Source organism: Naumannella huperziae, assembly GCF_054073625.1.
In genome coordinates this window covers 2,031,080-2,054,245 of the sequence record NZ_JBSXPH010000001.1, presented here as the reverse complement: position 1 = coordinate 2,054,245, position 23,166 = coordinate 2,031,080, and the positions used below count along the sequence as shown (strand labels likewise).

The following is a 23,166-nucleotide window of genomic DNA, read 5'->3' as shown; positions in this document are numbered from 1 at the left end:
GATCAGCGAATCCCGAGACCGTCCAGCAGGAACGCGTAGTCCCAGGCGATGTCCTCCCAGCCCTTGTAGCGCCCGGAACCGCCCCCATGACCGCCGTCCATCTCGATCTTGAAGACGATCGGCTCGTCCCCGGTCGTGACCTCGCGGAGTCGCGCCACCCACTTGGCCGGCTCGACATAGAGCACCCGGGTGTCGTCCAGGCTGGTCACCGCCGCGATTCGCGGGTACGCCGCGGGCCGGATGTTCTCGTACGGCGTGTAGGCCTTGATCGTTTTGTACGCCTCGGCATCGGTGATCGGGTTGCCCCACTCCTCCCACTCCAGGGCGGAGAGTGGCAGCTCGGGATCGAGGATCGAGGTGAGGGCGTCGACAAACGGCACCTGCGCGACGATCACCCGATAGAGCTCCGGCGCGAGATTCGCCACGGCCCCCATCAGTAGGCCACCAGCCGACCCGCCCATCGCCCCGATCCGATCGGGATCCGACCTCCCGGACTCGACAAGATGCCGGGTCACCGCGACGAAGTCGGTGAACGAGTTGATCTTGTGTTGCTTCTTGCCGTCGGTGTACCAGCGGCGACCGAGCTCGCCGCCGCCGCGAACGTGCGCGATGGCATACAGCACCCCGCGGTCGAGCAGGCTGAGCCGCGGGATCCGGAAGTCCGGATCCATCGAGATCTCGTAGCTGCCGTACCCGTAGACGATCGTCGGCTGCGGGATGCCCGGGTCGAGGTCGCGCCGCCGTACCAGCGTGACCGGGATCGCGGTGCCGTCCTCGGCCCTGGCCCAGACCCGCTCGGCCAGATAGTCCTCGGCGCGGTAGCCACCGCGTACCGGAATCTCCTTGCGCAGCAGGAGTTCGCCGCCGGCAGGGTCGTAGTCGTAGACCCTCCCCGGGGTGACGAAGGACTCATAGCCGAGCCGCACGACCGGCGCCTCCAGGCTGGCGCGCACCACATCACAGGAGTACAGCTGCTCGCCGAAATCCGGCGAGGAGAGCTCGACGGACGCGTCGCCGGCCAGGCCGTCCAGCGGCGCGAAGGCGACCGTCGGGATCGCGTCGCGGCGCAGGCCGACGCACAACTGGCCGGCCGCCGGGAAGGCGACGGCGATCCGGACGTCGTCGCGGTGCGGGACGACTGTGCGCCAGTGCTGCTCGGCGAGCGGCAGCGGCAACTCATCGACCGCCAGCAGCGAGACCATCGAGTTCTCCGCGCCGTCCCGGTTGTGCGTGATCAACAACTCCCGGCGGCCGTCGAGGTCGAGCGGCTCCACCGCGTACAGCGCCCCGGCCGCCCGCGGCAACACCACCCGCGGCTCGACCCGGTCGGACGCGTCGAGCTCGGCGAAGTCGATCAGCCGGGTCTCGCTCACCTCGGAGTTGCCGGCCGAGATGATCAGGGTGCGGTGGTCGGCGGACCGGTCGATTGCGGTCCACAGCGTGGGGTCGTCCTCGCGGAAGATCACCCGATCCTGCGCCGGGTCGCTGCCGAGCACGTGCCGGCGTACCTCGTGCGGGCGCCAGGTCTCGTCCACCACGAGGTAGGTCACCGACGCCGAGTCCGGTGCCCACACCGTGCCGTAGAACGTCTCCGGGATCGTATCGGCAAGATCATTTCCGGTGGCAAGATCGCGGAAGCGCAGCGTGAACTTCTCGTTCCCGGTCACATCGACCGCGTACGCCAACAGCTTCCCGTCGTCGCTGACCGCGCTCGCGCCGAGCGAGAAGAACGCGTGCCCGTCGGCCTCGGCGTTCTCGTCGAGCATGATCATCTCGTCCGCCGGCGGCGCGGCGGGGTCGATCACCGGCGGCGTCCAATCGTCGCCGCGCGCGGGGACCCGGCAGTGCAGGGCGTACTGGCTGCCCTCGACGGTACGCCGGTAGTACCACCACTCGCCGCGCCGCCAGGGCACCGACAGATCGGTCTCCTCCGTCCGGGACCTGATCTCGTCGAAGATCGCCCGGCGCAGCGACGCCTGGTCGGCGGTGACCGCCTCGGCATAGGCGTTCTCGGCCCGTAGGTGCGCGATCACCTCGGGGTTTTCCCGATCGCGCAGCCACTCGTAGTCGTCGACGAAGACATCGCCGTGGTTGCGGCGCTCGGCGGGGCGCCTGTCGGTGAGCGGTGCCCGCAACGGCTTCTCGTACTCGTATTCCTCGGTCTGCGACCGGTCGCCGAGCTCGCGCTCGCGGCCCGTCGCCCGATAGCCGAGTCGCTCGTACAGCCGGTGGGCATCGGCGAACCGCGTGTCGGTCCACAAGATCATCCGCTCGGCGCCCGCGCGGCGCGCGCGGTCCTCGATGAACCGGACGAGCCCGGAGCCCAGCCCGCCGCGCCGTCCGGCCGCGGCGACGTAGAGCGACTTCAGCTCCGCGACCCCGTCCCCCGCCGGGCGCCAGGCGATCGTGGCGACGGGTACGCCGGCGTCCTCGGCGACGAAGAGCTCGCCGCCGGTCGTCGCGTACGCCTGCGCCGGCGCGCGCAACCAAGGCTCCTCGCCGTCGACGTCTAGCACGATGCCTGGGTACTCGGCCCAGATCTTCTCGATCAGGTCGATCAGCGCCGCCGAGTCCGCGTCCCGCGCCGGGCGCACCGACCGCCCGGCGACCGCCGGGTCCACCGCCGCCATCAGAAGAGCGCGGTCATCAGGTCGCGGCGTGCCTTCAGCACGGCGGAATCGGCCGGGTCGACGGTCTCGAACAGCTCCAGCACGCGGCGGCGTACCTTCTCCCGATCATCGCCGGCGGTACGCCGGACCAGCCCGATCAGGCGGTCGAAGGCCTTGCCCGGGTCGCCGCCAACCAGTTCGAAGTCGGCGGCGGCGAGCTGGGCCTCGACATCGTCGGGCTCGACATCGGCGCGCGCGATCGCCACCTTGGGGTCGTTGTTCACCCCGCTCGTGCGGGCGAGCAGGCCGACCTGCGCCTTGCCCGCCTTCGCCTCGGCGTCGTTCGGCGTCTCGGCGAGGATCTTGTCGAACTCGGCCTCCGCCTTCGCGAAGTCGCCCTCGGCCAGCGCCGCGTCCGCGGCCTCGAAGCGCGGGTCGGCGGGCGGCTCGGGAGCGTCCTCGCCGGCGGCACCGGCGGGCGCGCCGCCCTGGCTCGGCGCGGTGCCGACGATGCCGTTCGCGACGGCGGCCTGCAGCACCTGGTCGACGATCGCGCGGACCTGCTCGGGCGGCTGGGTGCCCTGGAAGAGGGGGGCGACCTGGCCGCCGAGCAGCGCGAGAACGGTGGGAACGCTCTGTACGCCGAGCGCCTGGGCGATCTCGGGCTGGGCGTCCACGTCGATCCGGCCGAGCAGGAAGCGGCCGCCGGAGGAACTGGCCAGCCCGCTCAGGGTGGCGCTCAGTTCGTCGGCGCCCTGGGCGCGGGGCGACCAGAACTCCACGATCACCGGGTACTTGACCGACTCACCGAGGACCTGCTGCAGGTTGGCCTGGCTGATCTCGACGACGTAGTTACCGGCGCCGCCGGGCGCGCCGCCGCCCTGCGCACCCGCCTGCGCCTTGGCCTTGAGCGCCGACAGGTCCATTGCACCGCTGAAGCTGGAAGACGTCATGGCGCCCATTCTGGCAGGCGGGTCGGCCGGTGCGGCGTACCGGACGCCTCCCGGCACGCGGCCGTGCGGCAGGATGGGGGCATGGCACACGAGCGGGCCGGCCAGCCGGCGCAGAGCAGCGACCTGATCGATGTCGACGCGGTGCTCGCGGCGTACCACGACGTCGCTCCCGATCCGGACAACCCCGACCAGCAGGTGGTCTTCGGGACGTCCGGGCACCGCGGCTCCAGCCTCGACGGGGCCTTCAACGACGCGCACATCGCGGCGACGACGCAGGCGATCGTCGAGTACCGCGCAAGCCAGGGCATCGACGGGCCGATCTACCTGGGCAAGGACACCCACGCGCTGTCGCTGCCCGCCTGGCAGACCGCCACCGAGGTGCTGATCGCCAACGGCGTGCCCGTGCTGGCCGAGGGCGAGGGCGACTACACCCCCACGCCTGCGCTGTCCCGGGCGATCGTGGTGCACAACTCGGGATCCGGGGCGCGGGCGGACGGAATCGTCGTCACCCCCTCGCACAATCCGCCGCGCGACGGCGGGTTCAAGTACAACCCGCCGCACGGCGGTCCGGCCGACACCGATGCCACGTCCGCGATCGCGGCGCGCGCGAACGAACTGCTGCGCGATCCGAGCGGCATCCGCCGGATCGCCTACGCCGAGGCGGCGCGGCAGGTGGAGCGCTTCGACTATCTCGGCCGCTATCTCGATGATCTTGACTCCGCGATCGATCTCGATGCGATCCGCGGGTCCGGGCTGCGGATCGGGGCCGACCCGATGGGCGGGGCGAGCGTGCAGTACTGGCAGGCGATCGCCGAGCGGCTCGGCATCGACCTGACGGTGACCAACGACTCGGTCGACCCGACGTGGTCGTTCATGACGCTGGACTCCGACGGCAAGATCAGGATGGACCCGTCCTCGCCGGACGCGATGGCCTCGCTGCTGGCGAGTCGCGATGCCTACGACCTCGCGACCGGCAACGACGCCGATGCCGATCGGCACGGCATCGTCACCCCCGATGCGGGCCTGATGAACCCGAATGCCTACCTCGCGGTGGCCATCGGCTATCTGTACGCCAATCGTCCCGGCTGGGCGGCGGGCGCCGGGGTCGGCAAGACGCTGGTCTCGTCGTCCATGATCGACCGGGTCGTCGCCGACCTCGGTCGCCGGCTGGTGGAGGTGCCGGTCGGCTTCAAGTGGTTCGTGCCGGGGCTGAGCACCGGTGAGCTGGGCTTCGGCGGCGAGGAGTCCGCCGGTGCGTCGTTCCTGACCCGCGACGGCGCCACCTGGACCACCGACAAGGACGGCATCTTGTTGTGCCTGCTCGCCTCCGAGATCACCGCCGTCACCGGGCAGACACCGAGCCAGCTCTATGCCGGCCTCACCGAGCGCTTCGGTACGCCGGCCTACGCGCGCACCGATGCCACCGCGGGTCGCGAACAGAAGGCGCGGCTCGCGGCCCTGTCCCCCGATGACGTCTCCGCGAGCGAGCTGGCCGGCGAGCCGATCACGGCCGTGCTCACCCGCGCGCCCGGTAACGATGCGCCGATCGGCGGGATCAAGGTCACCACCGAGAATGCGTGGTTCGCCGCGCGCCCCTCGGGCACGGAGGACAAGTACAAGATCTATGCCGAATCGATGCGCGGCGAAGATCATCTTCGCGAGGTGCAAGAGCAGGCCCAGAGCCTGGTCGACGGCGTACTCGCCGGCTGAGTCAACCGGCGTCAGGCCCGCGGGGGTGTCTGGCGCGTCGCGCGGATCGCCTCGATCAGCCCCGGCAGGTCGGGCTCGTCAGGGGCCGGCTCGACGGTGATGTCGGTGGCCCCGGCGCGCGCGGCGGCGGTGATCGCCTCCGCGGCGCCGGGGATGTTCGCGCCCTCCTCGGGCCCGATCCCGAGCACGATGCCGGCACGCGAACCGGTCTCGTCGAGCACGCCGCGCATCCGCCCCACGGCCTCGGCGCCACCGCGCGCCAGCAACACCCCGTCGGCGAGTTCGGCCGACAACCGCAGCGTCCTCTCCCCGAATCCGCCCATCAGCAGCGGCAGCGGCTCGGTCGGCGGGTAGCGCAGCCGCACCCGGTCCAGCTTCACGTACCGGCCCGACACGGTGACCTCCTCGCCCGCCAGCAGGGCGCGCAGCGCCACGGCGTACTCCCGCAACAACGTCATCGGCGACGCGACCTTCGCCCCCGCCTGGGCCATCCAGTCCTGCACGCCGTGCCCGATGCCGGGAAGCAGTCGGCCCGGATACAGCCGCGCCAGCGTCGCGAGCTCCATCGCGGTCAGCGCGACATTGCGCAGGGGCGTGGGCAGCAGCGCCACCCCGACCCGGATCCGCGACGTCCCCGCGAGCGCGGTCGCCGCGCAGGCCAGCCCGCTCTGGGCGAAGCAGTCCTCCCACAGCCACAGCGTGTCCAGGCCCGAGTCCTCCACCAGGCGGGCGAACGCCGGCAGGTCCTCGGGCGGGCGATCCCATGGCACGAAGGTCAGGCCCAGTCGCGGGGCGGCGCCGGCATCGGCATGCACATCGGTCATGGCGCCAGCATGCCCGGTCCCACCGACACCCACACGGGGTGCGGTCGGACCGGGCATCCGGTGCGGGCCGGGTGGTCGGTCAGGCGGCGACGCTCGCCGCCCGATCGGCGGGTTCCAGCGCGGCCTCGACCAGGGCGGCGACATCCGTGCTCGGCACCACCGTCAGGGCCTCGAGCACCTCGGCCGGGACCTCGTCGAGATCCGGTTCGTTGCGCTGCGGCACGAAGACCGTGCTCAGGCCCGCGCGCTGGGCGGCAAGCAGCTTCTGCTTCACCCCGCCGATCGGCAACACCCGGCCGTTCAGGGTGACCTCGCCGGTCATCCCGACATCGCCGCGGACGGGACGCCCGGTGGCCATCGAGGTCAGCGCGGTGACCATGGTGACGCCCGCGCTCGGCCCGTCCTTCGGGATCGCGCCCGCGGGCACGTGGACGTGGATCCGCCGGTCGAGCACGCTCGGATCGGCGATCCCGAGCTGCTCGGCGTGGGCACGCACGTAGGAGAGCGCGATGTGCGCGGACTCCTTCATCACCTCACCCAGTTGGCCGGTCAGCGTGAGCCCTCGCTCACCGTCGACGGCATTCGCCTCGACGAAGAGCACGTCGCCGCCGAGCCCGGTCACCGCGAGCCCCGTCGCGACGCCCGGCACCGATGTCCGCTCGTGCGCCTCCGGGGTGAATCGCGGCCGGCCGAGGAACTCGGTCAGGTTCGGCTCGTCGATGATCACCTTGCCGTCGACACCCTGCGCCAACCGGGTCGCGACCTTTCGCAATCCCTTGGCCAGCAGTCGTTCCAGTTGCCGCACGCCCGGCTCGCGGGTGTAGTTCGCCGCGATCTCCCGCAGCGCGGCGTCGGTGATCTCCACCTCGTCGGCATCCAGCGCCGCCAGCTCGCGCTGCTTCGGCAACAGGAAGTCCCGGGCGATGTTGATCTTGTCGTCCTCGGTGTAGCCGTCGATGGTGACCAGTTCCATCCGGTCCAGCAACGGGCCCGGGATGTTCTCGATCACGTTCGCGGTGGCCAGGAACAACACATCGGACAGGTCGAGATCGACCTCGAGGTAGTGATCACGGAAGGTGTGGTTCTGCGCCGGATCGAGGACCTCGAGCAGCGCCGAGGACGGGTCGCCGCGGTAGTCCGAGCCCACCTTGTCGATCTCGTCCAACAGCACGACCGGATTCATCGAACCGGCCTCGCCGATCGCCCGGACGATCCGGCCCGGCAGTGCCCCGACATAAGTACGCCGGTGCCCGCGGATCTCGGCCTCGTCGCGCACGCCGCCGAGGGCGACCCGGACGAACTTGCGGCCCAACGCGCGGGCGACGGACTCCCCCAGCGAGGTCTTGCCGACACCGGGCGGGCCGGCCAGCGCCAGCACAGCTCCCGAGCCGCGGCCGCCGACCACGTGCATCCCGCGCTCGGCGCGCCGGGAGCGGACCGCCAGGTACTCGATCATCCGGTCCTTCACATCCTCCAGCCCGTGGTGATCGGCGTCCAGCACCTGCCGCGCGGCGGCGATGTCGGTGTTGTCGGTCGTCGTGGTGTTCCACGGCAGGTCGAGGACCGTGTCCAGCCAGGTCCGGATCCAGCCAGCCTCCGGGGTGGAGTCGGAGCTGCGTTCGAGCTTGCCGACCTCGCGCAGGGCGGCCTCGCGCACCTGCTCGGGCAGGTCGGCCGCCTCCACCCGCGAGCGGTAGTCGTCGGCGCCGTCTGGCTCGTCCTCGCCCAGTTCCTTGCGGATCGCGTTCAGTTGCTGGCGCAGCAGGAACTCGCGCTGGGACTTCTCCATCCCCTCGCGCACATCGCCGGCGATCTTGTCGTTGACCTCGGTCTCGGCGATGTGGTCGCGGGTCCACTCGGTCAGCAGCCGCAACCGCTCGGCGACCTCCGGGGTCTCCAGCAGTTCGCGCTTGCGGTCATCGGACAGCCAACTGGCATAGCCGGCGAGGTCGGCAAGCTGATCGGGATCGGTGATCTTCTGCACGTTGTCGATCACCTGCCAGGCGTCGCGGCGCTGCAGGGTGGCGATGACCAGCGACTTGTACTCCTTGGCCAGCTCGCGAACGCCGTCATCGACGGTGCCGGTGTCGACGTCGTCGGTCTCGACCCACAACGCAGTGCCGGGACCGGCGACGCCGGAGCCGATCTTCACCCGACGCCCGGCGCGCAGCACGGCGGCAGGCTCGCCGCTGGCGAGGCGGCCCTCCTGGACGATCTCGGCGATCACGCCGTAGCTGGCGTACCGATCGGACAGGCGGGGGGCGACGACCAGCCGGCCGTCGCTGCTGGCCCGCGCCGTGTCGACCGCGGACCGGGATGACTCGTCGAGCTCGATCGGCACCACCATGCCGGGCAGTACCACCAACTCGCCGAGGAAGAGAATGGGAAGTTGCACGTCGTCCTCCAGGAATTGAGTGTCACCGACTCAACCCCCGGGCTCGGGCGATTCTTCCCCTGATCGCCCACAGCGAACACCGCCGGAGATTCAGTTCGCCGGGCGCCGGCCGCGCGCGGCATCGGCGTACCTGCTGATGCCCGGCAGCCGCAGCCGTAGTTGCCGCGCCACCCGGGCCCGCGGGGCCACCTGCCCCGGCGTCGCCGCCCCCAGCGCCCCGGAATTGCGGCGCGCCACGAGCCCGTCCAGCCGGGCCAGCCAGTCGGCCTCGGCCGCCGGCTGGAAGTAGTTCGCGAGCAGCCAGTCCCGCACCGGCGACCGGAATCTCGCCTCCCGCAGGTCCCCGAGGCCGCCGAACAGGCCCGAGTCCTCGAACACCTCGTTGCCGAGCGCCGGGCCGATCCCGAAGTCGTCGAGGGCCAGCACCGGTATGCCCCGCGCGAGAGCCTGCAGGGCCACCGTCCCCGAGATCGTCGCGCAACCCGCGGCATGGTCGAGCGTCTCCGCCGCCCCACCGTGGCGGAACTCGATCCGCGGATGCGGCTCCAGGTCGGCATAGGCCGCCGGTGCGCCCGAGCCGCGCCGCCGTCCGGGGATCCCGGCCTGGATCACCGGCATGTACTCCGGCGGCACCGCGGCCAGCGCATCCAGGATCGCTCGGCGCTGCCGTGCCGTCGCGGGGACCGCGTCCTGCGCCGCGAACACGACCAGTGCCTGGCGCCCGCGCCGGACCTCGGCCCCGGCCAGCGCAGGCAGCGTGGCGAGCCCGATCTGGGTCGCCTGGTCGGCGAACTCGGTGTCGTCCACCAGCAACCGTCGGTACGCCGCCCGCTCCGTCCGGCTGTGCACGATCAGCAGGTCGATCCCGGCCATCGCGCGCAGCTTCGTCGGACCGACCGGGTACGCGATGCCCGGCGTGCCCGCGATCAGCACCGGCCGCGCGGGACCGCGCAGGGCCGGATAGTCCAGCAGGGCGCCGACGACGCCGCTGCTGCAGGCCAGCAGCACGGCGTCCGGCTCCAGTTCCCCGACCAGCGCCAACAGCCGGTGGGCGCCGACCACGGGCACCACGCGGCCCGCTGCCGACCGGATCTGTGCCCTGGTCGGCGGATCCGGACCGCGCAGCACGACCGAATAGTGATCGATCCGGTCCCGGGCGCCGCCCAGCAGACCCTCCCCCCACTCGAGGTTCGGGTCCGAATCCGCGACGGCGAGGACCCTGATCACACGGTCAGCCTAATCCGCCGGGCGGTCGCGGCGGCGGCGTTCGTCAGTCACCCACGGCGTGCAGGATCAGGGCATCGCCCTGTCCGCCACCGCCACACAGCGCCGCGGCGCCCGCCCCGGAACCCCGGCGATCGAGTTCGGTGGCGAGCGTGAGCACCAGGCGCGCGCCCGAGGCGCCGACCGGATGGCCGAGGGCGATCGCGCCGCCGTGGATGTTGATCTTGTCGTCGATGGCCTGCTCGTCCAGCCCGAGCGACCGGGCACTGGCCACCCCGACGGCGGCAAAGGCCTCGTTGATCTCGATCACGTCGAGGTCGGCGACGTCGATGCCGTCCCGTTCGGCCGCCCGCCGGATCGCGTTCGCCGGCTGCAACTGCAGCGAGGAGTCCGGTCCCGCGACCTGGCCGTACCCGCCGATCCGTGCGATCGGGGTCAGACCGAGCCGCCGGGCCGCCTCGGGGCTGGCGACGATCACCGCGGCCGCGCCGTCGGAGATCGGGCTGGACGAGCCGGCGGTGATGGTCCCGTCCGGGGCGAACGCGGGGCGGAGCTTGCCCAGGCCCTCCGCGGTCGCGTCGCCGCGTACCCCCTCGTCGGCGGCGATCACCACGGGATCGCCCTTGCGCTGCGGGATGCGTACCTCGACGATCTCCTCGGCCAGCACGCCCGCGCTCGCGGCCGCACGCTGGTGGGACCGGGCGGCGAACGCATCGCCGTCGGCGCGGCTGACCTCGACGTCACCCTTGTTGTACTGCTCGGTCAGCGCGCCCATCGACTGGTCGGTGTAGACATCGGTCAGCGCGTCCAGGGCCATGTGATCGGCCGCGGTCACCTCGCCGTACTTGTATCCGGCCCGCGATCCCGTGAGCAGATGTGGTGCCGCGGTCATCGACTCCATCCCGCCGGCGACGACCACCTCGGCCTCGCCGGCCCGGATCAACTGGTCGGCCATCGCCACCGCAGTGAGCCCCGACAGACACACCTTGTTGATCGTCATCGCCGGGACGTCCATCGCGATGCCGGCCTTCACCGCCGCCTGTCGGGCGGGCAACTGACCTGCCCCGGCGGGCAGCACCTGTCCCATGATCACGTAGTCGATCTCGCCGGGATCCACGCCGGAGCGTTCGAGCGCGCCGGCAATCGCCAGACCGCCGAGGTCGGTCGCCGACAGACTCGCCAGGCCGCCGAGCAGCTTGCCGAACGGGGTACGCGCCCCGCCCACGATGTAGGACCCGCCGCCCCGGCGGTCATCTCGCGCCTGTGTGCCCTGCGAAGCCATTCCCGGCACCTCCCTGTCCCGAACGCCGCCCGTCGCGGCGGCCGATGTCGGGCCCACCCTACCCGCGCGACGGCGCCCCGGGCGCGGCATGCTTGGCCGCATGAATGAGCTGTTCGAGGGGGATGAGCTGTTCGAGGGGATCGACCATGTCGGGTACGCCGTCCCCGACCTCGCCGAGGCGGTGCGCTTCCACACCGAGGTGCTGGGCTGGCGCGAGGTGCACCGCGAGACCAACGAGGAGCAGGGCGTGGCCGAGGCCATGCTCGCCGCGGGCGACGGCTCCGGCGCCCAGGTGCAGTTGCTCGCCCCGCTCCGGCCGGATTCTGCGATCGGTCGGTTCCTCGATCGTTCGGGTCCCGGCATCCAGCAGGTCGCCTACCGGGTCCGCGACGTCGCCGCGGTCTCGCAGACGTTGCGCGAGCGCGGCCTGCGCCTGCTCTACGACGAACCGCGGCGCGGCACGGGCGGCTCCCGGATCAACTTCGTGCACCCCAAGGACACCGCAGGAATCTTGCTCGAGCTCGTCGAGCCGGCTCCGACCAGCGGCTGAGGGCTCGTTGCCACCGGGCACGCTAGCGTGGTACCAGGCGCCGTTCACCGAGCCTCGCACGACTCAGCTACCAGGAGCACCACCGTGACCGAGATGACCGGACTCAATCTTTTCGATGACAAGGCCAGCGCGGCCGGCAACTTCCCCACCTCACTGCGGGGATATGACCGCAACGCGGTCGATGAGTACGTGCTCTCCCTGGAGGAACGCCTGGCCCAGGCCCGCGACTACATCCGCGACCTCGAACAGCAGAATGCGGACCTGAGCGCCGCGGAGCCGACGCAACCGATCGTGCCGGCCGAGGGCGACTTCGAGCATCTGGGCAATCACGCCACGGAGATCCTGCGCGTTGCCCAGGTACAGGCCCGCGAGCTGACCGACCGGGCCGCGCTGGAGGCCGAGCGGATCAAGGAGGAGGCGCGGCGCGCGGGCGATGAGCTGCGCACGGCCGGCGCGCGCGAGGCCGAGGACACCAAGGCCGCGGCGCTGGGCGACCTGCGACAACTGCGCGACAACCTCGACCGGCAGGCCACCCAGCACGTCGAGATGGCCCAGGCCGAGGCGGCCAATGTCGTGCAGGCGGCCGAGCGGCGCGCCCAGACGATCGTCGCCGAGGCCGAGCGCCAGGCCGCCGCGCGGGTCGAGCAGGCCCGGCTGAGCGCCGAGCAGACCCTGGAAGGCGCCAAGCGCCAGGCCGCGGAGGCGACCGCCGAGGCCGCCCGCAAGCGCGAGGAGATGCTCGGGTCCGTGCGTAGCGAGCACGAGAAGGTCAGCACGGAGACCACCAAGCTGCTGGCCGAGGCCAAGCAGCAGCACGCGGAGTCCAACGATGTCCTCGCCAAGCAGGCGGCCGAGGCCAACCGCATCCGCGGCGAGGCGATCAAGGAGGCCGAGCGGGTCAAGGTGCTCGCGGCGCGCGAGACCGAGGAGCAGATCGCCAATGCCCGCAAGCAGGCCGAGGCGATGACCAGGCGCGCCGAGGAGCAGTTCGCCTGGCGCAAGGAGCAGTTGGCCCGCGAGACCGCCATGCTGAACCAGCGCAAGCAGTCGATCCTGGCCCAGCTCACCAGCCTGTCGGCCCTGGCCACCCAGACCGCGGAGGAGTTTCCCGACATGACCGTCGGCGACTTCGGTGCTGAGCTGGAGAGCAAGTCGGCGACGCTGGCTGCCGAGCCCCCGGCCGCGCAGCCGAAGACCAAGCCCGCCGGGAACAAGCCCGCCGCCGAGCCGGCCGGGAACAAGCCCGCGGCCCAGGCGACCCGCTCGCCGCAGCAGCCCGCCGCCGGGCCGGCCGGGAACAAGCCCGCCGCGCCGGCCGATCCCACCGGGCCGGCCAATCCCACCGAGCCGGCCAATCCCACCGGGCCGGCCGAGGACGACGAGCCGACCGCGACCGAGGTCAGCACCCGCAAGCTGACCCCGGGCGAGGACACGCCCGGAAAGGCCGCCACCAAGCAGTGAACCCCACCCGAGCAGGGAGCGACAGCCGGTGAGCGCCGACCCCGCCCGCCGCGGATTGTTGGGACGACTGCGCGGCCTGACGACCAACCAACCCACTGACCCGCCGGCAGGCGAGGGCGTACCCGGCGATACCGACCCGGGCGAGGCTCCGCCGCCGGCACCATCGGGGCCGATCCGCAGCGGGCTCGCGCAGATGTCGCCGTTCGCGGTCGGCTTTCTCGGCACGCTCGGTGTGCTGGCCGCGCTCGGCGTCGGCCTGATGGTCATCCGGCTCCAGTCGGTGATCATGCTCGTGGTGTTGTCGCTGTTCATCGCGCTCGGCCTGAACCCGTTGGTGGAGTTCCTGACCCGGCGCGGGTTGCGGCGCGGTATCGGTGTGCTCGGCGTCGCGGTGATCGGGCTCGGGCTGGTGGCACTCGCGCTGTGGGCGATCATCCCGATCGTGATCGACCAGGTGAATTCGCTGTCGGCGGCGATGCCCGCCGTCCTCGATCGGTTGCTCACCAATCCGCGAATCGCGGCACTCGACCACGACTACCAGATCAGCCAGCGGCTCTCGGACTTCATCGGGTCCGGACAGTGGGCCAACCAGGCCTTCGGTGGTCTCCTCGGGGCCGGCGTGGCCGTCGCCAACACGGTCTTCTCGCTGGTGGTGACGATCGTGCTGACCCTGTACTTCCTGATCTCGCTGCCGAGCATCAAACGCGCCATCTACCAACTCGCGCCGGCGTCGCGGCGGCCACGGGCTCGCTACCTGGCCGACAAGATGATGCGCCAGGTCGGCGGCTACCTCACCGGGATGTTCTTCGTGTCGCTGTGCGCGGCGACCTGCGCCTTCATCTTCCTCAACATCGCCGGGATCGGCCGGTACGCCCTGGCGCTGGCGATCGTGGTGGCGCTGTTCGCCTTCATCCCGCTCGTCGGCTCGACGATCTCGCTGACCATCGTCGCGCTGATCGGCTTCTCCCTCAGCATCCCGCAGGGGGTCGCCTGCGTGATCTACGGGCTCGTCTACCAGCAGTTCGACGCCTATGTGATCCAGCCCCGCGTGTTCCAGCGCTCGGTCGACGTGCCGGGCGTCATTGTCGTGATCGCCGCGATCTCCGGCGGAATCCTCTACGGCGTCGTCGGCGCGATCCTCGCCATCCCGGTGGCCGCGGTGTTGCTGTTGCTCTACCGCGAGGTGCTCGTCCCGCGACTCGACCGGAGCTGAGCCGGCGCGTCGCCCGACCGGGCGCGGGAGAATGCCCCCATGCCGATCACGCCCGACGACCTGGACCACCTGCGCCGCTGCGTCGAACTGGCTCGCCAGGCCCTGGCCGACGGGGACGAGCCGTTCGGCTCGATCCTCGTCGCGGCCTCGGGCGAAACTCTCTTCGCCGACCGCAACCGGGTCCGGGGCGGCGATGCCACCCGGCACCCGGAGTTCGCGATCGCCCGCTGGGCGGCAGAGCACCTGACCCCGGCCGAGCGTGCCGGCGCCACCGTCTACACCTCCGGTGAACACTGCCCGATGTGCGCGGCTGGTCACGGCTGGGTGGGGCTGGGGCGGATCGTGTACGCCGCGTCGTCGGCACAGCTCGCGGGCTGGCTCGACGCGTGGGGCGTGCCGCCCGGCCCGGTGGCCGCCCTGCCGATCCTCGACGTGGTGCCGGGAGCCGTCGTCGACGGGCCGGCGCCGGAACTGGTGGACGAGCTCCAGGCGTTGCACCGCGCGCGGTTCCCCGACAGGGGCACCTCGGCTCAGTAGGGCACGGGGAACCACTGTTGGAGCCAGCGCATGATCGCCCGCTCGGTCAGCGCCTCCCCCAGCGTCGCCGGGCGGTCGAAGGCGTGCCCACCGAAGGGATAGCTCACATAGCGGACCTCGTTGCGGGCGCGGCGTACCTGCTCGGCGAAGGCCGAACTGACGGCCGGGTCGACCAGCCGGTCGGCATCGCCCTGCACGATCAGGGTCCGGGGCAGCCCGCGCCGGATCTTCGTGCTCGGCGAGGCGTAGGCGTAGGCCTCGGCTGCCTCGTCGGGCCCGCCACCGAGAAAGTCGCGATAACGGAACTCGCCGCTGGGGCTCGGCCGGGTGAGGTCGACCGGCGGCGAGACGGCGAGGACGGCGGCCGGCGGCTTCGGTCGATCGCCGCAGCTCGATGTCACCCCGCCCTCGTCCTCAGGAAGGCCCAGCCCGTAGGCGACGTTCAGGGCGAGGGTCCCGCCGGCCGATGCACCGCCGAGCACGATCTTGTCGGGGTCGATCCCGAACTCCTTGCCTCGCCCGCGCAGCCAACCCAGCGCGCAGGCGACATCGCCGTTGGCATCGCGCCAGCGCGGCGGCGGGGACAGCCGGTAGTCGATCGAGATCGCCGGGTAGCCGGCATCGGCGATCCGGCGCAGCCGCCGCGCATCGTCGCCGAAACCGCCGCCGACGAATCTTCCACCATGCACCCAGAGCACCGCCGCACCGGGATCCAGCGCCTCGCGCGGCGGGAGCCAGATGCCGGCCCGCAGTTCGGTGCCGTCCGGCGTCGCGTAGACCTCGACGCGGTCGGGTTCGGCGGGCGGTCCCGTCTCGATGCCGAGGGCATTCGCCGGCCCGATCGCCGAGCCCTCGCTGAGCGCCAGCACCACCTGCGGTGTGACCACGACCAGCCCGGCCAGCAGCGACACCGTCGCCAGCGCGGCGACGAACCAGCCGAGCACGGTGCGGCCGAAGCGGCGACCGAGCAGACCGATGCCCAGCACCGCCGCCGAGATCGGCAGGACCCACGGCCCGTAGCTGCCGAACACCAGCACCCCGGCACCGGCCAGCGGCCCGATCGACCACCAGCCGGCGGCCGCCAGTGCCACCAGCGCCAACCCGACGACACCGGCGAGCCCGAGCAGTGCGAGGAACGCTGCACGCTTCATGGGCCAACACCCTATTGGTCGACCCTGCGATCTGTGAGGATTCGCCCATGCCAGCGAATGCGGACGCCGCGGCGGGCAAGATCGACTTCAAGCGCGAACTCGCCTGCTACAGCGCGCCGCGCGGGCGCTTCGAGTTGATCACGGTGCCGCCGTTGCGCTACCTGATGATCGACGGACACGGCGATCCGAACACGGCGAGCAGCTATGCCGATGCGCTGGCCACGCTCTACCCCGTGGCGTACCGATTGAAGTTCGCCAGCCGCTCCGAGCTCGGCCGCGACTACACGGTTCCGCCGCTGGAGGCGCTGTGGTGGGCCGACGACATGGCCGCGTTCACCGCCGCCCGCGACAAATCGCGCTGGGACTGGACGGCGATGATCATGATCCCCGACTGGCTCGATGCGGCGGCGGTCGCCGAGGCCCGCGAGACGGTACGCCGCAAGGGTGGCGCCCCGGCGATCGACGCGCTGCGGGCCGAAACCCTGGCCGAGGATCTGGTGGTGCAGACGCTGCACATCGGCCCCTACGACGCCGAGGGCCCCGTGCTGGCCGCGTTGCACGACGAGTTCCTGCCGGCCAACGGGCTCGGACTGACCGGTCGGCACCACGAGATCTACCTCGGCGACCCGCGCCGGTCGGCGCCGGAGAGACTGCGGACGATCCTGCGCCAGCCGGTGGTCCGGACTCAGAACAGCCGCGAATCCGGATCGTCGAGACCGCGCAGCGCGTCGTAGTCCACCGTCACGCAGGCGATGCCGCGATCCGTCGCGAGCACCCGGGCCTGCGGCTTGATCGCCTGCGCGGCGAAGACCCCGCGTACCTTCCCCAACAGCGGATCCCGGTTCAGCAGCTCAAGGTAACGGGTGAGCTGTTCCACCCCGTCGATCTCGCCGCGGCGCTTCACCTCGACCGCGATGTGCGTGCCATCGGCGTCGCGACACAACAGGTCGACCGGCCCGATCGCCGTCGGGAACTCGCGGCGGACCAGCGCCCAGCCCCGCCCCAGGGTCTCGGGATTGGCCGCCAGCAACTCCTGCAGATGGGCCTCCACGCCGTCCTTGCGCAGCCCCGGATCGACCCCGAGCTCGTGGGAGGAGTCGTGATGCACCCGGGCGATCGAGATCTGCAGCAGCTCGCCGTCCTTACCGCGGACCTGCCAGCGGGCCTCCAGCGCCACCCCGGGCGCCGCCTCGTCCGGTTCGGGTGACTCGTCGATGGTCAGGGTGCACGGCGGGCTCATCCAGTTCAGCGGCTTGTAGGCCCGGTCGTCGGCGTGGATCGAGACCGACCCGTCGGCCTTGATCAGGATCAGCCGGGTCGCCATCGGCAGGTGGGCGGTGAGCCGGCCCGCGTAGTCGACGGAGCAGTCAGCAACAACCAGGCGCACGGCATCGGAGCGTAGCTGACAGACTGACGAGGTGAGCGAATCGGTGTCTGCGAACCCGCCCGCCGGGCGATGCTGATCATGGCCCGCCGCCCCAGCAAGCATCTGCGCCCGGCCCGGCCGCTGTCCGCGGGCCTCGCGGCAGACGCGTCCGCGCCGGCCGGCTGGGTCGTCCGCCGGGTGAGCGGCGCCGGAGCGCTGAAGGAGTACCGCTGCCCCGGCTGCCAGCGGCCGATCGCGGCGGGTACGCCGCACCTGGTGGCCTGGCGCAGCGCCGACGGAGCCGCCGAGCGCCGGCACTGGCACCATCCGTGCTGGCTGCGCTTCGGCCCGGAGGGCGGGCGATGAGCCTGGCGACCACCACGGTCGGTGCCGGAGAACCCGATGTCGCGTTCGCCCACGGGCTGTTCGGCCAGGGCAAGAACTGGACGCAGATCGCGAAGGCCCTCACCCCCGGGCACACCTCGCTGCTGGTCGACATGCCGGACCACGGGCGCTCGCCGTGGACCGAGCTGGTCGACTACCCCGGCTATGCCGATCTGGTCGCCGAGACGTTGGCCCCGCACGCCCCCCTCGATCTGGTCGGGCACTCGATGGGCGGCAAGATCGCGATGCAGGTCGCGCTGCGCCGGCCGGAGCTGGTGCGCCGGCTCGTCGTCGTCGACATCGCACCCGCCGACTATCGCGGGCTGAGCGCGTTCGGCGACTACGTGGCGGCGATGCGGGCGATCGACCTGGCCGCCCTGCCCGACCGGGAGGCCGCTGACGAGGCGCTGCGCGACGGCGTACCCGACCCGGTCGTGCGCGGCTTCCTGCTGCAGAACCTGCGCCGGGCGTCCGCGCCGGAGAACTGGCGCTGGCAGATGAACCTGGGCCTGCTCGGCGACCAGCTCGACCGGCTCGGCGAGTGGCCCGCGACCGATGCCACCTTCGACGGGCCGGTGCTCTGGGTCGCCGGCGCCGAATCCGACTACGTGCGCCCCGAGCACCGCGAGGCGATGCGCGCGCTGTTCCCGCGCGTGCGCAGCGTGCGGGTGAAGGGCGCCGGGCACTGGGTGCACTCCGAACAGCCCGACGCGTTCGTCCGTACGCTGCGCGCCTTCCTCGACGCCTGAGGTCAGCCGGGCGCCACCGTGAGCAGCTCGGCGGCATTGTTCGGCCGCCCGCCGCCGGACGGCGAGGACCCGTCCTGGCCCTCCGCCGCGATCCGGTTGACGACCTCCAGGCCGGCCTCGTCCATCGTCGCGAAGACGGTGTAGTCGGCCGGCAGGGGCGTGTCGGCATAGACGAGGAAGAACTGCGAGCCGTTGGTGTTCGCTCCCGCGTTCGCCATCGCGATCGTGCCCGGCGGGTACTGCTCCGACCCGGTCAGTTCGTCGTCGAAGACGTAGCCCGGTCCCCCGGTGCCGGAGCCGGTCGGGTCGCCGCACTGCAGCACGAAGATCCCCGTGTCGACCAGCCGGTGGCAGGTGGTGCCGTCGAAATAGCCCTGGGTGGCAAGCGAGGCGAAGGAGTTCGCCGTACACGGCGTGCCGGTCACGTCGAGCGTGATCGGGATCTCGCCCTCGTTGGTGGAGATCACCCAGTCGGGCCGGACGGATCCGGGCGCGACCTCGGCCGGCGGCGGGTCGGCCGGGCGCGCGGGCGTACCGTCCGGGCGATAGACGCACGACACCGTGCCGGGCGCCGGGCCGTCCGCCCCGTCCGGCGCCGGCGGCGCACAACCGGCGACGGCGGCGGCCAGGAGCAGGGCGGCAGGCACGGCGAGTGCACGAGATGTCACCCGCGTACCGTGCCATATCGGACGCGGCGCCCGGGTTAGGCTCGACCTGACAGAGGAGAGACGCATGGTCGTGCTGAGCCGCATCTACACCCGCACCGGCGATGCCGGGACCACCCGCCTGTCGGATCTGTCCGAGGTGGCCAAGACCGATCCCCGGGTCGCGGCCTACGGCGATGTCGACGAGGCGAATGCCGCGATCGGCGTCGCGCTCGCCCAGGGCTCGGTGCCCGACGAGATCGCCGAGGTGCTCGGCGTGGTGCAGAACGAGCTGTTCGACCTCGGCGCGGACCTGTCCACGCCGCTCGCCGTCGATCCCGAGCATCCGCCGCTGCGGATCGAGCAGTCGTCGATCGACCGCCTGGAACGCTGGTGTGATCGCCATGCCGAGGGTCTGCCGACGTTGCGCTCGTTCATCCTGCCCGGCGGCTGCCCGGTGGGAGCACAACTGCATGTCGCCCGCACGGTGGTGCGTCGGGCCGAGCGCTCGGCCTGGGCCGCCGTGGCCGAGTTGGGGACCGAGCCGGGGAGCGAGCGCGGGTCCGGCGGCGTGAATCCGCTCGCGGTGACCTACCTGAACCGGCTGTCGGACCTGTTGTTCGTCCTGGTCCGGGTGGTCAACGGCACCGACAACGAGGTGCTGTGGCGGCCCGGCACCGACCGCGATCCCCCGGCCTGACCGGGTGGCCGGGGGCGATCGGCCTCAGGTGCCGCGCTGGCGCAGACCGGGCGGGGCGGCCTCCAGCCAGCTCATCAGGCCGGTCACCGATTCGGCCGCCATGGCCAGGTCGACGGGGCCGACGGTCGGCGGCTCGACCGGATCCAGCCGCAGGATCCGCTGCCCGTCGTAGAGCATCGCCTTCTCCTCGGCATCGGGATCGCGCACCGCGATCACCGAGGTACGCCCGCGCCGGAACACCACCTGCGGGGCAAAAGAAAAGGAGAAGACCCGGAACCATTCCAGATCTTCTCCGCTGTAGCGCGCCACCCCGAGGGCCCAGTTGTCCCGTCCGGGACGGAGCTTCACGCTGCACTCGAACAGGCCGCCATGTCGGGCCAACCAGCGCCGGCGGAAGATCAACACCACCAACGGCACGGTGATCAGCAGCGCGATGAGGATCAGCGCCACCTCGACCACCGGCAACAGCATGGCGGAAACTTACCGGGCTCTCAGCATCGCGCCAAAACCGGGCGGTAACGATTCGGGCACGCCGGTGGCAATGCGAACGCCCGCCGCCCCGGCTCGGACCGGGACGACGGGCGGTACGCCGGGTCGGGTCAGCTCGCCTTGCGGGCGGCGCGGACCTGCGCCTCGGCGCGCTGCATCTCGCGGCGCGCGTCCTCGTCGTCGTCGCCGGTGGTCTCCAGCCGCGAGGTCGCCGCCGCCAGCCGCTTCTCGGCATCGGCCAGCGAGATCTCCTCGGCCAGGGTGGCGTACTCGCTCAGGATCGACACCCGACCGGCAGCCACGGAGACGAATCCGCCGTCGACGGCGACGATCTCACGCCCCCCGGCGGTGGTGACGATCTCGACGCCGTTCGGCACCATCACCGACAGCATCGGGGCGTGGCCGGCCATGATGCCGACATCGCCCTCGACGGTACGCGCGACGACCATGGTCGCCTCGCCCGACCAGACGACCCGGTCGGCCGAGACCACCTCGACGTGCAACTCGTTGGCGGCCTGCTCGGCCATCTCAGTTGGCCTTCTCGAGCTCGGCGGCCTGCTTCTCCACGTCGTCCATGTTGCCGGTGTTGAAGAAGGCCTGCTCGGGCAGGTTGTCGACCTTGCCGTCACAGATCATCTTGAACGACTCGACGGTCTCGGCCACCGGCACGGTCGAACCCGGCACATTGGTGAACTTCTCCGCCATGTAGGTGTTCTGCGACAAGAACTGCTGGATCCGCCGGGCGCGGGCGACGATGATCTTGTCCTCCTCGGACAGCTCGTCGACACCCAGGATCGCGATGATGTCCTGCAGCTCCTTGTTGCGCTGCAGAATCCCCTTCACCTCGGTGGCCACGTCGTAGTGCTGCTGGCCGATGTATTGCGCATCGAGGATGCGCGAGGTCGAGGTCAGCGGGTCCACGGCCGGGTAGAGGCCGCGGGAGGCGATCTCGCGGGACAGCTCGGTGGTGGCGTCGAGGTGGGCGAAGGTGGTCGCCGGCGCCGGGTCGGTGTAGTCGTCGGCGGGCACGTAGATCGCCTGCATCGAGGTGATCGAGTGACCGCGGGTCGACGTGATCCGCTCCTGCAACTGGCCCATCTCGTCGGCCAGGTTCGGCTGGTAACCCACCGCGGACGGCATCCGGCCGAGCAGCGTGGAGACCTCCGAGCCGGCCTGGGTGAACCGGAAGATGTTGTCGATGAACAACAACACGTCCTGGTTCTGCACGTCGCGGAAGTACTCGGCCATGGTCAGCGCGGTCAGCGCGACGCGCAGCCGGGTGCCCGGCGGCTCGTCCATCTGGCCGAAGACGAGGGCGGTGTCGCCGAGGACGCCCGCCTCCTCCATCTCGGTGATCAGGTCGTTGCCCTCGCGGGTCCGCTCCCCCACCCCGGCGAACACCGAGGTGCCACCGAAGTTGTGGGCGATCCGGTAGATCATCTCCTGGATCAGCACGGTCTTGCCGACGCCGGCGCCGCCGAACAGACCGATCTTGCCGCCCTGCACGTACGGGGTGAGCAGGTCCAGCACCTTGATGCCGGTCTCCAGCATCTCGGTCTTGGACTCCAGCTCGTCGAACTTGGGCGCGGGACGGTGGATCGGCCAGCGCTCGTCAATCTTCAGCTCAGACTGCTCGATGTTCAGCGCCTCGCCGGTGACATTCCAGACCACGCCCTTGGACACCTCGCCGACGGGCACCGTGATCGGCGCGCCGGTGTCGGTGACCTTGGCCCCACGCTGCATGCCGTCGGTCGGCTTCAGGGCGATCGCGCGCACCATGTTGTCGCCGATGTGCAGCTCGACCTCCATGGTCATCGTGCGCTTCTCACCCATCACGTCGGTCTCGACGGTCAGAGCGTTGTAGATGTCGGGCATCTGGTCGGCGGGGAACTCGACGTCCACCACCGGGCCGATCACCCGGGCCACGCGGCCCACGCCGGGCTCGCGCTGGTCGGTCGTCTGCTGGTCAGGGGTCGTTGTCGCGGTCATGCTCGCCTCACTCGCTGGTCGCGTCGGCGAGCGCGCTCGCGCCACCGACAATCTCGCTGATTTCCTGGGTAATGGACGCCTGCCGGGCCTGGTTGGCCTGGCGCGTCAGGCTCTCGATGAGCTGCTCGGCATTGTCCGTGGCCGCCTTCATCGCGCGCTGCCGCGCCGCCAGCTCCGAGGCCGAGGACTGCAGCAGGCAGTAGAAGATCCGGCTGGAGACATACAGCGGGAGCATCTCGTCCAGCACGGTCTCGGCATCGGGTTCGAACTCATACAGCGGCAGGGCCTCGTCCTCGGCGGGCGGTGCCTCACCCTCGACGACCTCGAGCGGCAGCAGCCGGATCACCTCGGGGCGCTGGGTCAGCATCGACACGAACCGGGTGTAGACGACGTGGATCTCGTCCACCCCGCCCTCCTCGGTCGGCGTCAGGAACGCCTCGAGCAGCGCATCGGAGATCTCCCGGGCGTTGGCATAGGTCGGCGAATCGGAGAAGCCGTCCCATGCCGCCTCCAGCGGGCGCCGGCGGAAGTTGTAGAACGCCTGCCCCTTGCGCCCGGTGATGAAGGTGACGACCTCCTTGCCCTCGCGGTGCAGCTTCTCGTTCAACTGCTCGCCGGCCTTGATCACGCTCGAGGAGTACGCCCCGGCCTGGCCGCGGTCGGAGGTGATCAACAACACGCCGGCCCGCTTCGGCGCCTCCGGCTCGGTGGTCAGCGGATGGTCCACATTGGAGAAGGTGGCCAGCGCCGACACCGCACGCGTCAGCTCCCGGGCGTACGGTGCCGCCGCCCGGGCCTGCTGCTGGGCCTTGATGATCCGCGAGGCCGCGATCAGCTCCATCGCGCGGGTGATCTTCTTGATGTTGCTCACCGACGCGCGCCGGCTCCGCAACTCGCGCAAACTAGCTGGCATATCTGAGCTCCGCTCCGGGGCTG

The 23,166-nt window shown here is 71.3% G+C and carries 22 protein-coding genes; 9 read left to right on the top strand and 13 right to left on the bottom strand.

From position 1 onward, the window contains the following. Positions 1 to 2: 2 nt before the first annotated feature. Both ACXDC7_RS09815 and ACXDC7_RS09810 read right to left on the bottom strand, forming a co-directional pair. A complete protein-coding gene (locus tag ACXDC7_RS09815; protein WP_459222007.1) occupies positions 3 to 2,630 on the bottom strand; it encodes a GNAT family N-acetyltransferase in 2,628 nt (875 codons plus the stop codon). Then, complete coding sequence (locus ACXDC7_RS09810) at positions 2,630 to 3,562, bottom strand: tetratricopeptide repeat protein (RefSeq protein WP_459222006.1); 933 nt, start codon at positions 3,560 to 3,562, stop codon at positions 2,630 to 2,632. Before ACXDC7_RS09810 ends, ACXDC7_RS09815 begins: the two co-directional genes overlap by 1 nt. An 81-nt stretch (positions 3,563 to 3,643) precedes the next feature. Here ACXDC7_RS09810 and pgm point away from each other — a divergent pair, with 81 nt between their 5' ends. Beyond that, a complete protein-coding gene (pgm, locus tag ACXDC7_RS09805) occupies positions 3,644 to 5,272 on the top strand; it encodes a phosphoglucomutase (alpha-D-glucose-1,6-bisphosphate-dependent) (RefSeq protein WP_459222005.1) in 1,629 nt (542 codons plus the stop codon). A gap of 11 nt (positions 5,273 to 5,283) precedes the next feature. On the opposite strand, the gene ACXDC7_RS09800 is transcribed toward pgm, so the two are convergent. From ACXDC7_RS09800 to ACXDC7_RS09785, 4 genes are all read right to left on the bottom strand, one after another. Further along, complete coding sequence (locus ACXDC7_RS09800; protein ID WP_459222004.1) at positions 5,284 to 6,096, bottom strand: LLM class flavin-dependent oxidoreductase; 813 nt, start codon at positions 6,094 to 6,096, stop codon at positions 5,284 to 5,286. Between the two features lie 79 nt (positions 6,097 to 6,175). Beyond that, entirely contained in the window at positions 6,176 to 8,491 is a 2,316-nt protein-coding gene (lon, locus tag ACXDC7_RS09795) for an endopeptidase La (RefSeq protein ID WP_459222003.1), read from the bottom strand. Between the two features lie 90 nt (positions 8,492 to 8,581). Next, positions 8,582 to 9,718: a DUF6716 putative glycosyltransferase gene (locus ACXDC7_RS09790; protein WP_459222002.1), complete on the bottom strand. Its 1,137-nt coding sequence runs from the start codon at positions 9,716 to 9,718 to the stop codon at positions 8,582 to 8,584. 43 nt (positions 9,719 to 9,761) lie between these two features. Beyond that, positions 9,762 to 10,997 carry an acetyl-CoA C-acetyltransferase gene (locus tag ACXDC7_RS09785; RefSeq protein WP_179443729.1) on the bottom strand — a complete coding sequence of 412 codons (1,236 nt, stop codon included), beginning with the start codon at positions 10,995 to 10,997 and terminating at the stop codon, positions 9,762 to 9,764. A gap of 100 nt (positions 10,998 to 11,097) precedes the next feature. On the opposite strand from ACXDC7_RS09785, the gene mce reads away from it, so the two are divergent. The 4 genes from mce to ACXDC7_RS09765 all read left to right on the top strand — a co-directional run bounded on the left by mce (position 11,098) and on the right by ACXDC7_RS09765 (position 14,758). Beyond that, positions 11,098 to 11,547, top strand: coding sequence for a methylmalonyl-CoA epimerase (gene mce, locus ACXDC7_RS09780; RefSeq protein ID WP_218843593.1), 450 nt, complete (start codon positions 11,098 to 11,100; stop codon positions 11,545 to 11,547). A gap of 84 nt (positions 11,548 to 11,631) precedes the next feature. Next, positions 11,632 to 13,008, top strand: a complete 1,377-nt coding sequence (locus tag ACXDC7_RS09775; protein WP_459222001.1) for a hypothetical protein — start codon at positions 11,632 to 11,634, stop codon at positions 13,006 to 13,008. A 28-nt stretch (positions 13,009 to 13,036) separates the two neighbouring features. Further along, complete coding sequence (locus ACXDC7_RS09770; RefSeq protein ID WP_179443732.1) at positions 13,037 to 14,221, top strand: AI-2E family transporter; 1,185 nt, start codon at positions 13,037 to 13,039, stop codon at positions 14,219 to 14,221. 39 nt (positions 14,222 to 14,260) lie between these two features. After that, a complete protein-coding gene (locus ACXDC7_RS09765; RefSeq protein ID WP_459222000.1) occupies positions 14,261 to 14,758 on the top strand; it encodes a nucleoside deaminase in 498 nt (165 codons plus the stop codon). On the opposite strand, the gene ACXDC7_RS09760 is transcribed toward ACXDC7_RS09765, so the two are convergent. Next, positions 14,752 to 15,909, bottom strand: coding sequence for an alpha/beta hydrolase (locus ACXDC7_RS09760; protein ID WP_179443734.1), 1,158 nt, complete (start codon positions 15,907 to 15,909; stop codon positions 14,752 to 14,754). The two genes, ACXDC7_RS09765 and ACXDC7_RS09760, sit on opposite strands and share 7 nt — an antisense overlap. 47 nt (positions 15,910 to 15,956) lie before the next feature. Here ACXDC7_RS09760 and ACXDC7_RS09755 point away from each other — a divergent pair, with 47 nt between their 5' ends. Further along, positions 15,957 to 16,643: a GyrI-like domain-containing protein gene (locus ACXDC7_RS09755; RefSeq protein ID WP_459221999.1), complete on the top strand. Its 687-nt coding sequence runs from the start codon at positions 15,957 to 15,959 to the stop codon at positions 16,641 to 16,643. Here the strand turns inward: ACXDC7_RS09755 and nucS are convergent. Further along, a complete protein-coding gene (gene nucS / locus ACXDC7_RS09750) occupies positions 16,595 to 17,296 on the bottom strand; it encodes an endonuclease NucS (RefSeq protein WP_459221998.1) in 702 nt (233 codons plus the stop codon). The genes ACXDC7_RS09755 and nucS overlap by 49 nt on opposite strands. A gap of 78 nt (positions 17,297 to 17,374) precedes the next feature. On the opposite strand from nucS, the gene ACXDC7_RS09745 reads away from it, so the two are divergent. Continuing rightward, positions 17,375 to 17,641, top strand: a complete 267-nt coding sequence (locus ACXDC7_RS09745; RefSeq protein WP_218843598.1) for a hypothetical protein — start codon at positions 17,375 to 17,377, stop codon at positions 17,639 to 17,641. Then, positions 17,638 to 18,408, top strand: a complete 771-nt coding sequence (locus tag ACXDC7_RS09740; protein WP_459221997.1) for an alpha/beta fold hydrolase — start codon at positions 17,638 to 17,640, stop codon at positions 18,406 to 18,408. The genes ACXDC7_RS09745 and ACXDC7_RS09740 overlap by 4 nt, the downstream gene beginning before the upstream one ends. A 2-nt stretch (positions 18,409 to 18,410) precedes the next feature. Here the strand turns inward: ACXDC7_RS09740 and ACXDC7_RS09735 are convergent, their stop codons facing one another. Beyond that, the gene (locus ACXDC7_RS09735) at positions 18,411 to 19,076 is read right to left on the bottom strand and encodes a peptidylprolyl isomerase (protein ID WP_459221996.1); all 666 of its coding nucleotides are present in this window, start codon (positions 19,074 to 19,076) and stop codon (positions 18,411 to 18,413) included. Positions 19,077 to 19,140: 64 nt separating this feature from the next. Here ACXDC7_RS09735 and ACXDC7_RS09730 point away from each other — a divergent pair, with 64 nt between their 5' ends. After that, positions 19,141 to 19,752, top strand: coding sequence for a cob(I)yrinic acid a,c-diamide adenosyltransferase (locus tag ACXDC7_RS09730; RefSeq protein WP_459221995.1), 612 nt, complete (start codon positions 19,141 to 19,143; stop codon positions 19,750 to 19,752). 24 nt (positions 19,753 to 19,776) lie between these two features. Here ACXDC7_RS09730 and ACXDC7_RS09725 read toward each other — a convergent pair whose 3' ends face one another. The 4 genes from ACXDC7_RS09725 to ACXDC7_RS09710 form a co-directional block, all read right to left on the bottom strand. Continuing rightward, complete coding sequence (locus ACXDC7_RS09725; RefSeq protein WP_459221994.1) at positions 19,777 to 20,223, bottom strand: DUF2550 domain-containing protein; 447 nt, start codon at positions 20,221 to 20,223, stop codon at positions 19,777 to 19,779. 128 nt (positions 20,224 to 20,351) lie between these two features. Further along, complete coding sequence (locus ACXDC7_RS09720) at positions 20,352 to 20,768, bottom strand: F0F1 ATP synthase subunit epsilon (protein WP_179443741.1); 417 nt, start codon at positions 20,766 to 20,768, stop codon at positions 20,352 to 20,354. Position 20,769: 1 nt separating this feature from the next. Next, positions 20,770 to 22,230 carry a F0F1 ATP synthase subunit beta gene (gene atpD, locus ACXDC7_RS09715; RefSeq protein ID WP_459221993.1) on the bottom strand — a complete coding sequence of 487 codons (1,461 nt, stop codon included), beginning with the start codon at positions 22,228 to 22,230 and terminating at the stop codon, positions 20,770 to 20,772. Positions 22,231 to 22,237: 7 nt separating this feature from the next. After that, positions 22,238 to 23,143, bottom strand: coding sequence for a F0F1 ATP synthase subunit gamma (locus ACXDC7_RS09710; protein WP_459221992.1), 906 nt, complete (start codon positions 23,141 to 23,143; stop codon positions 22,238 to 22,240). Positions 23,144 to 23,166: the final 23 nt, after the last annotated feature.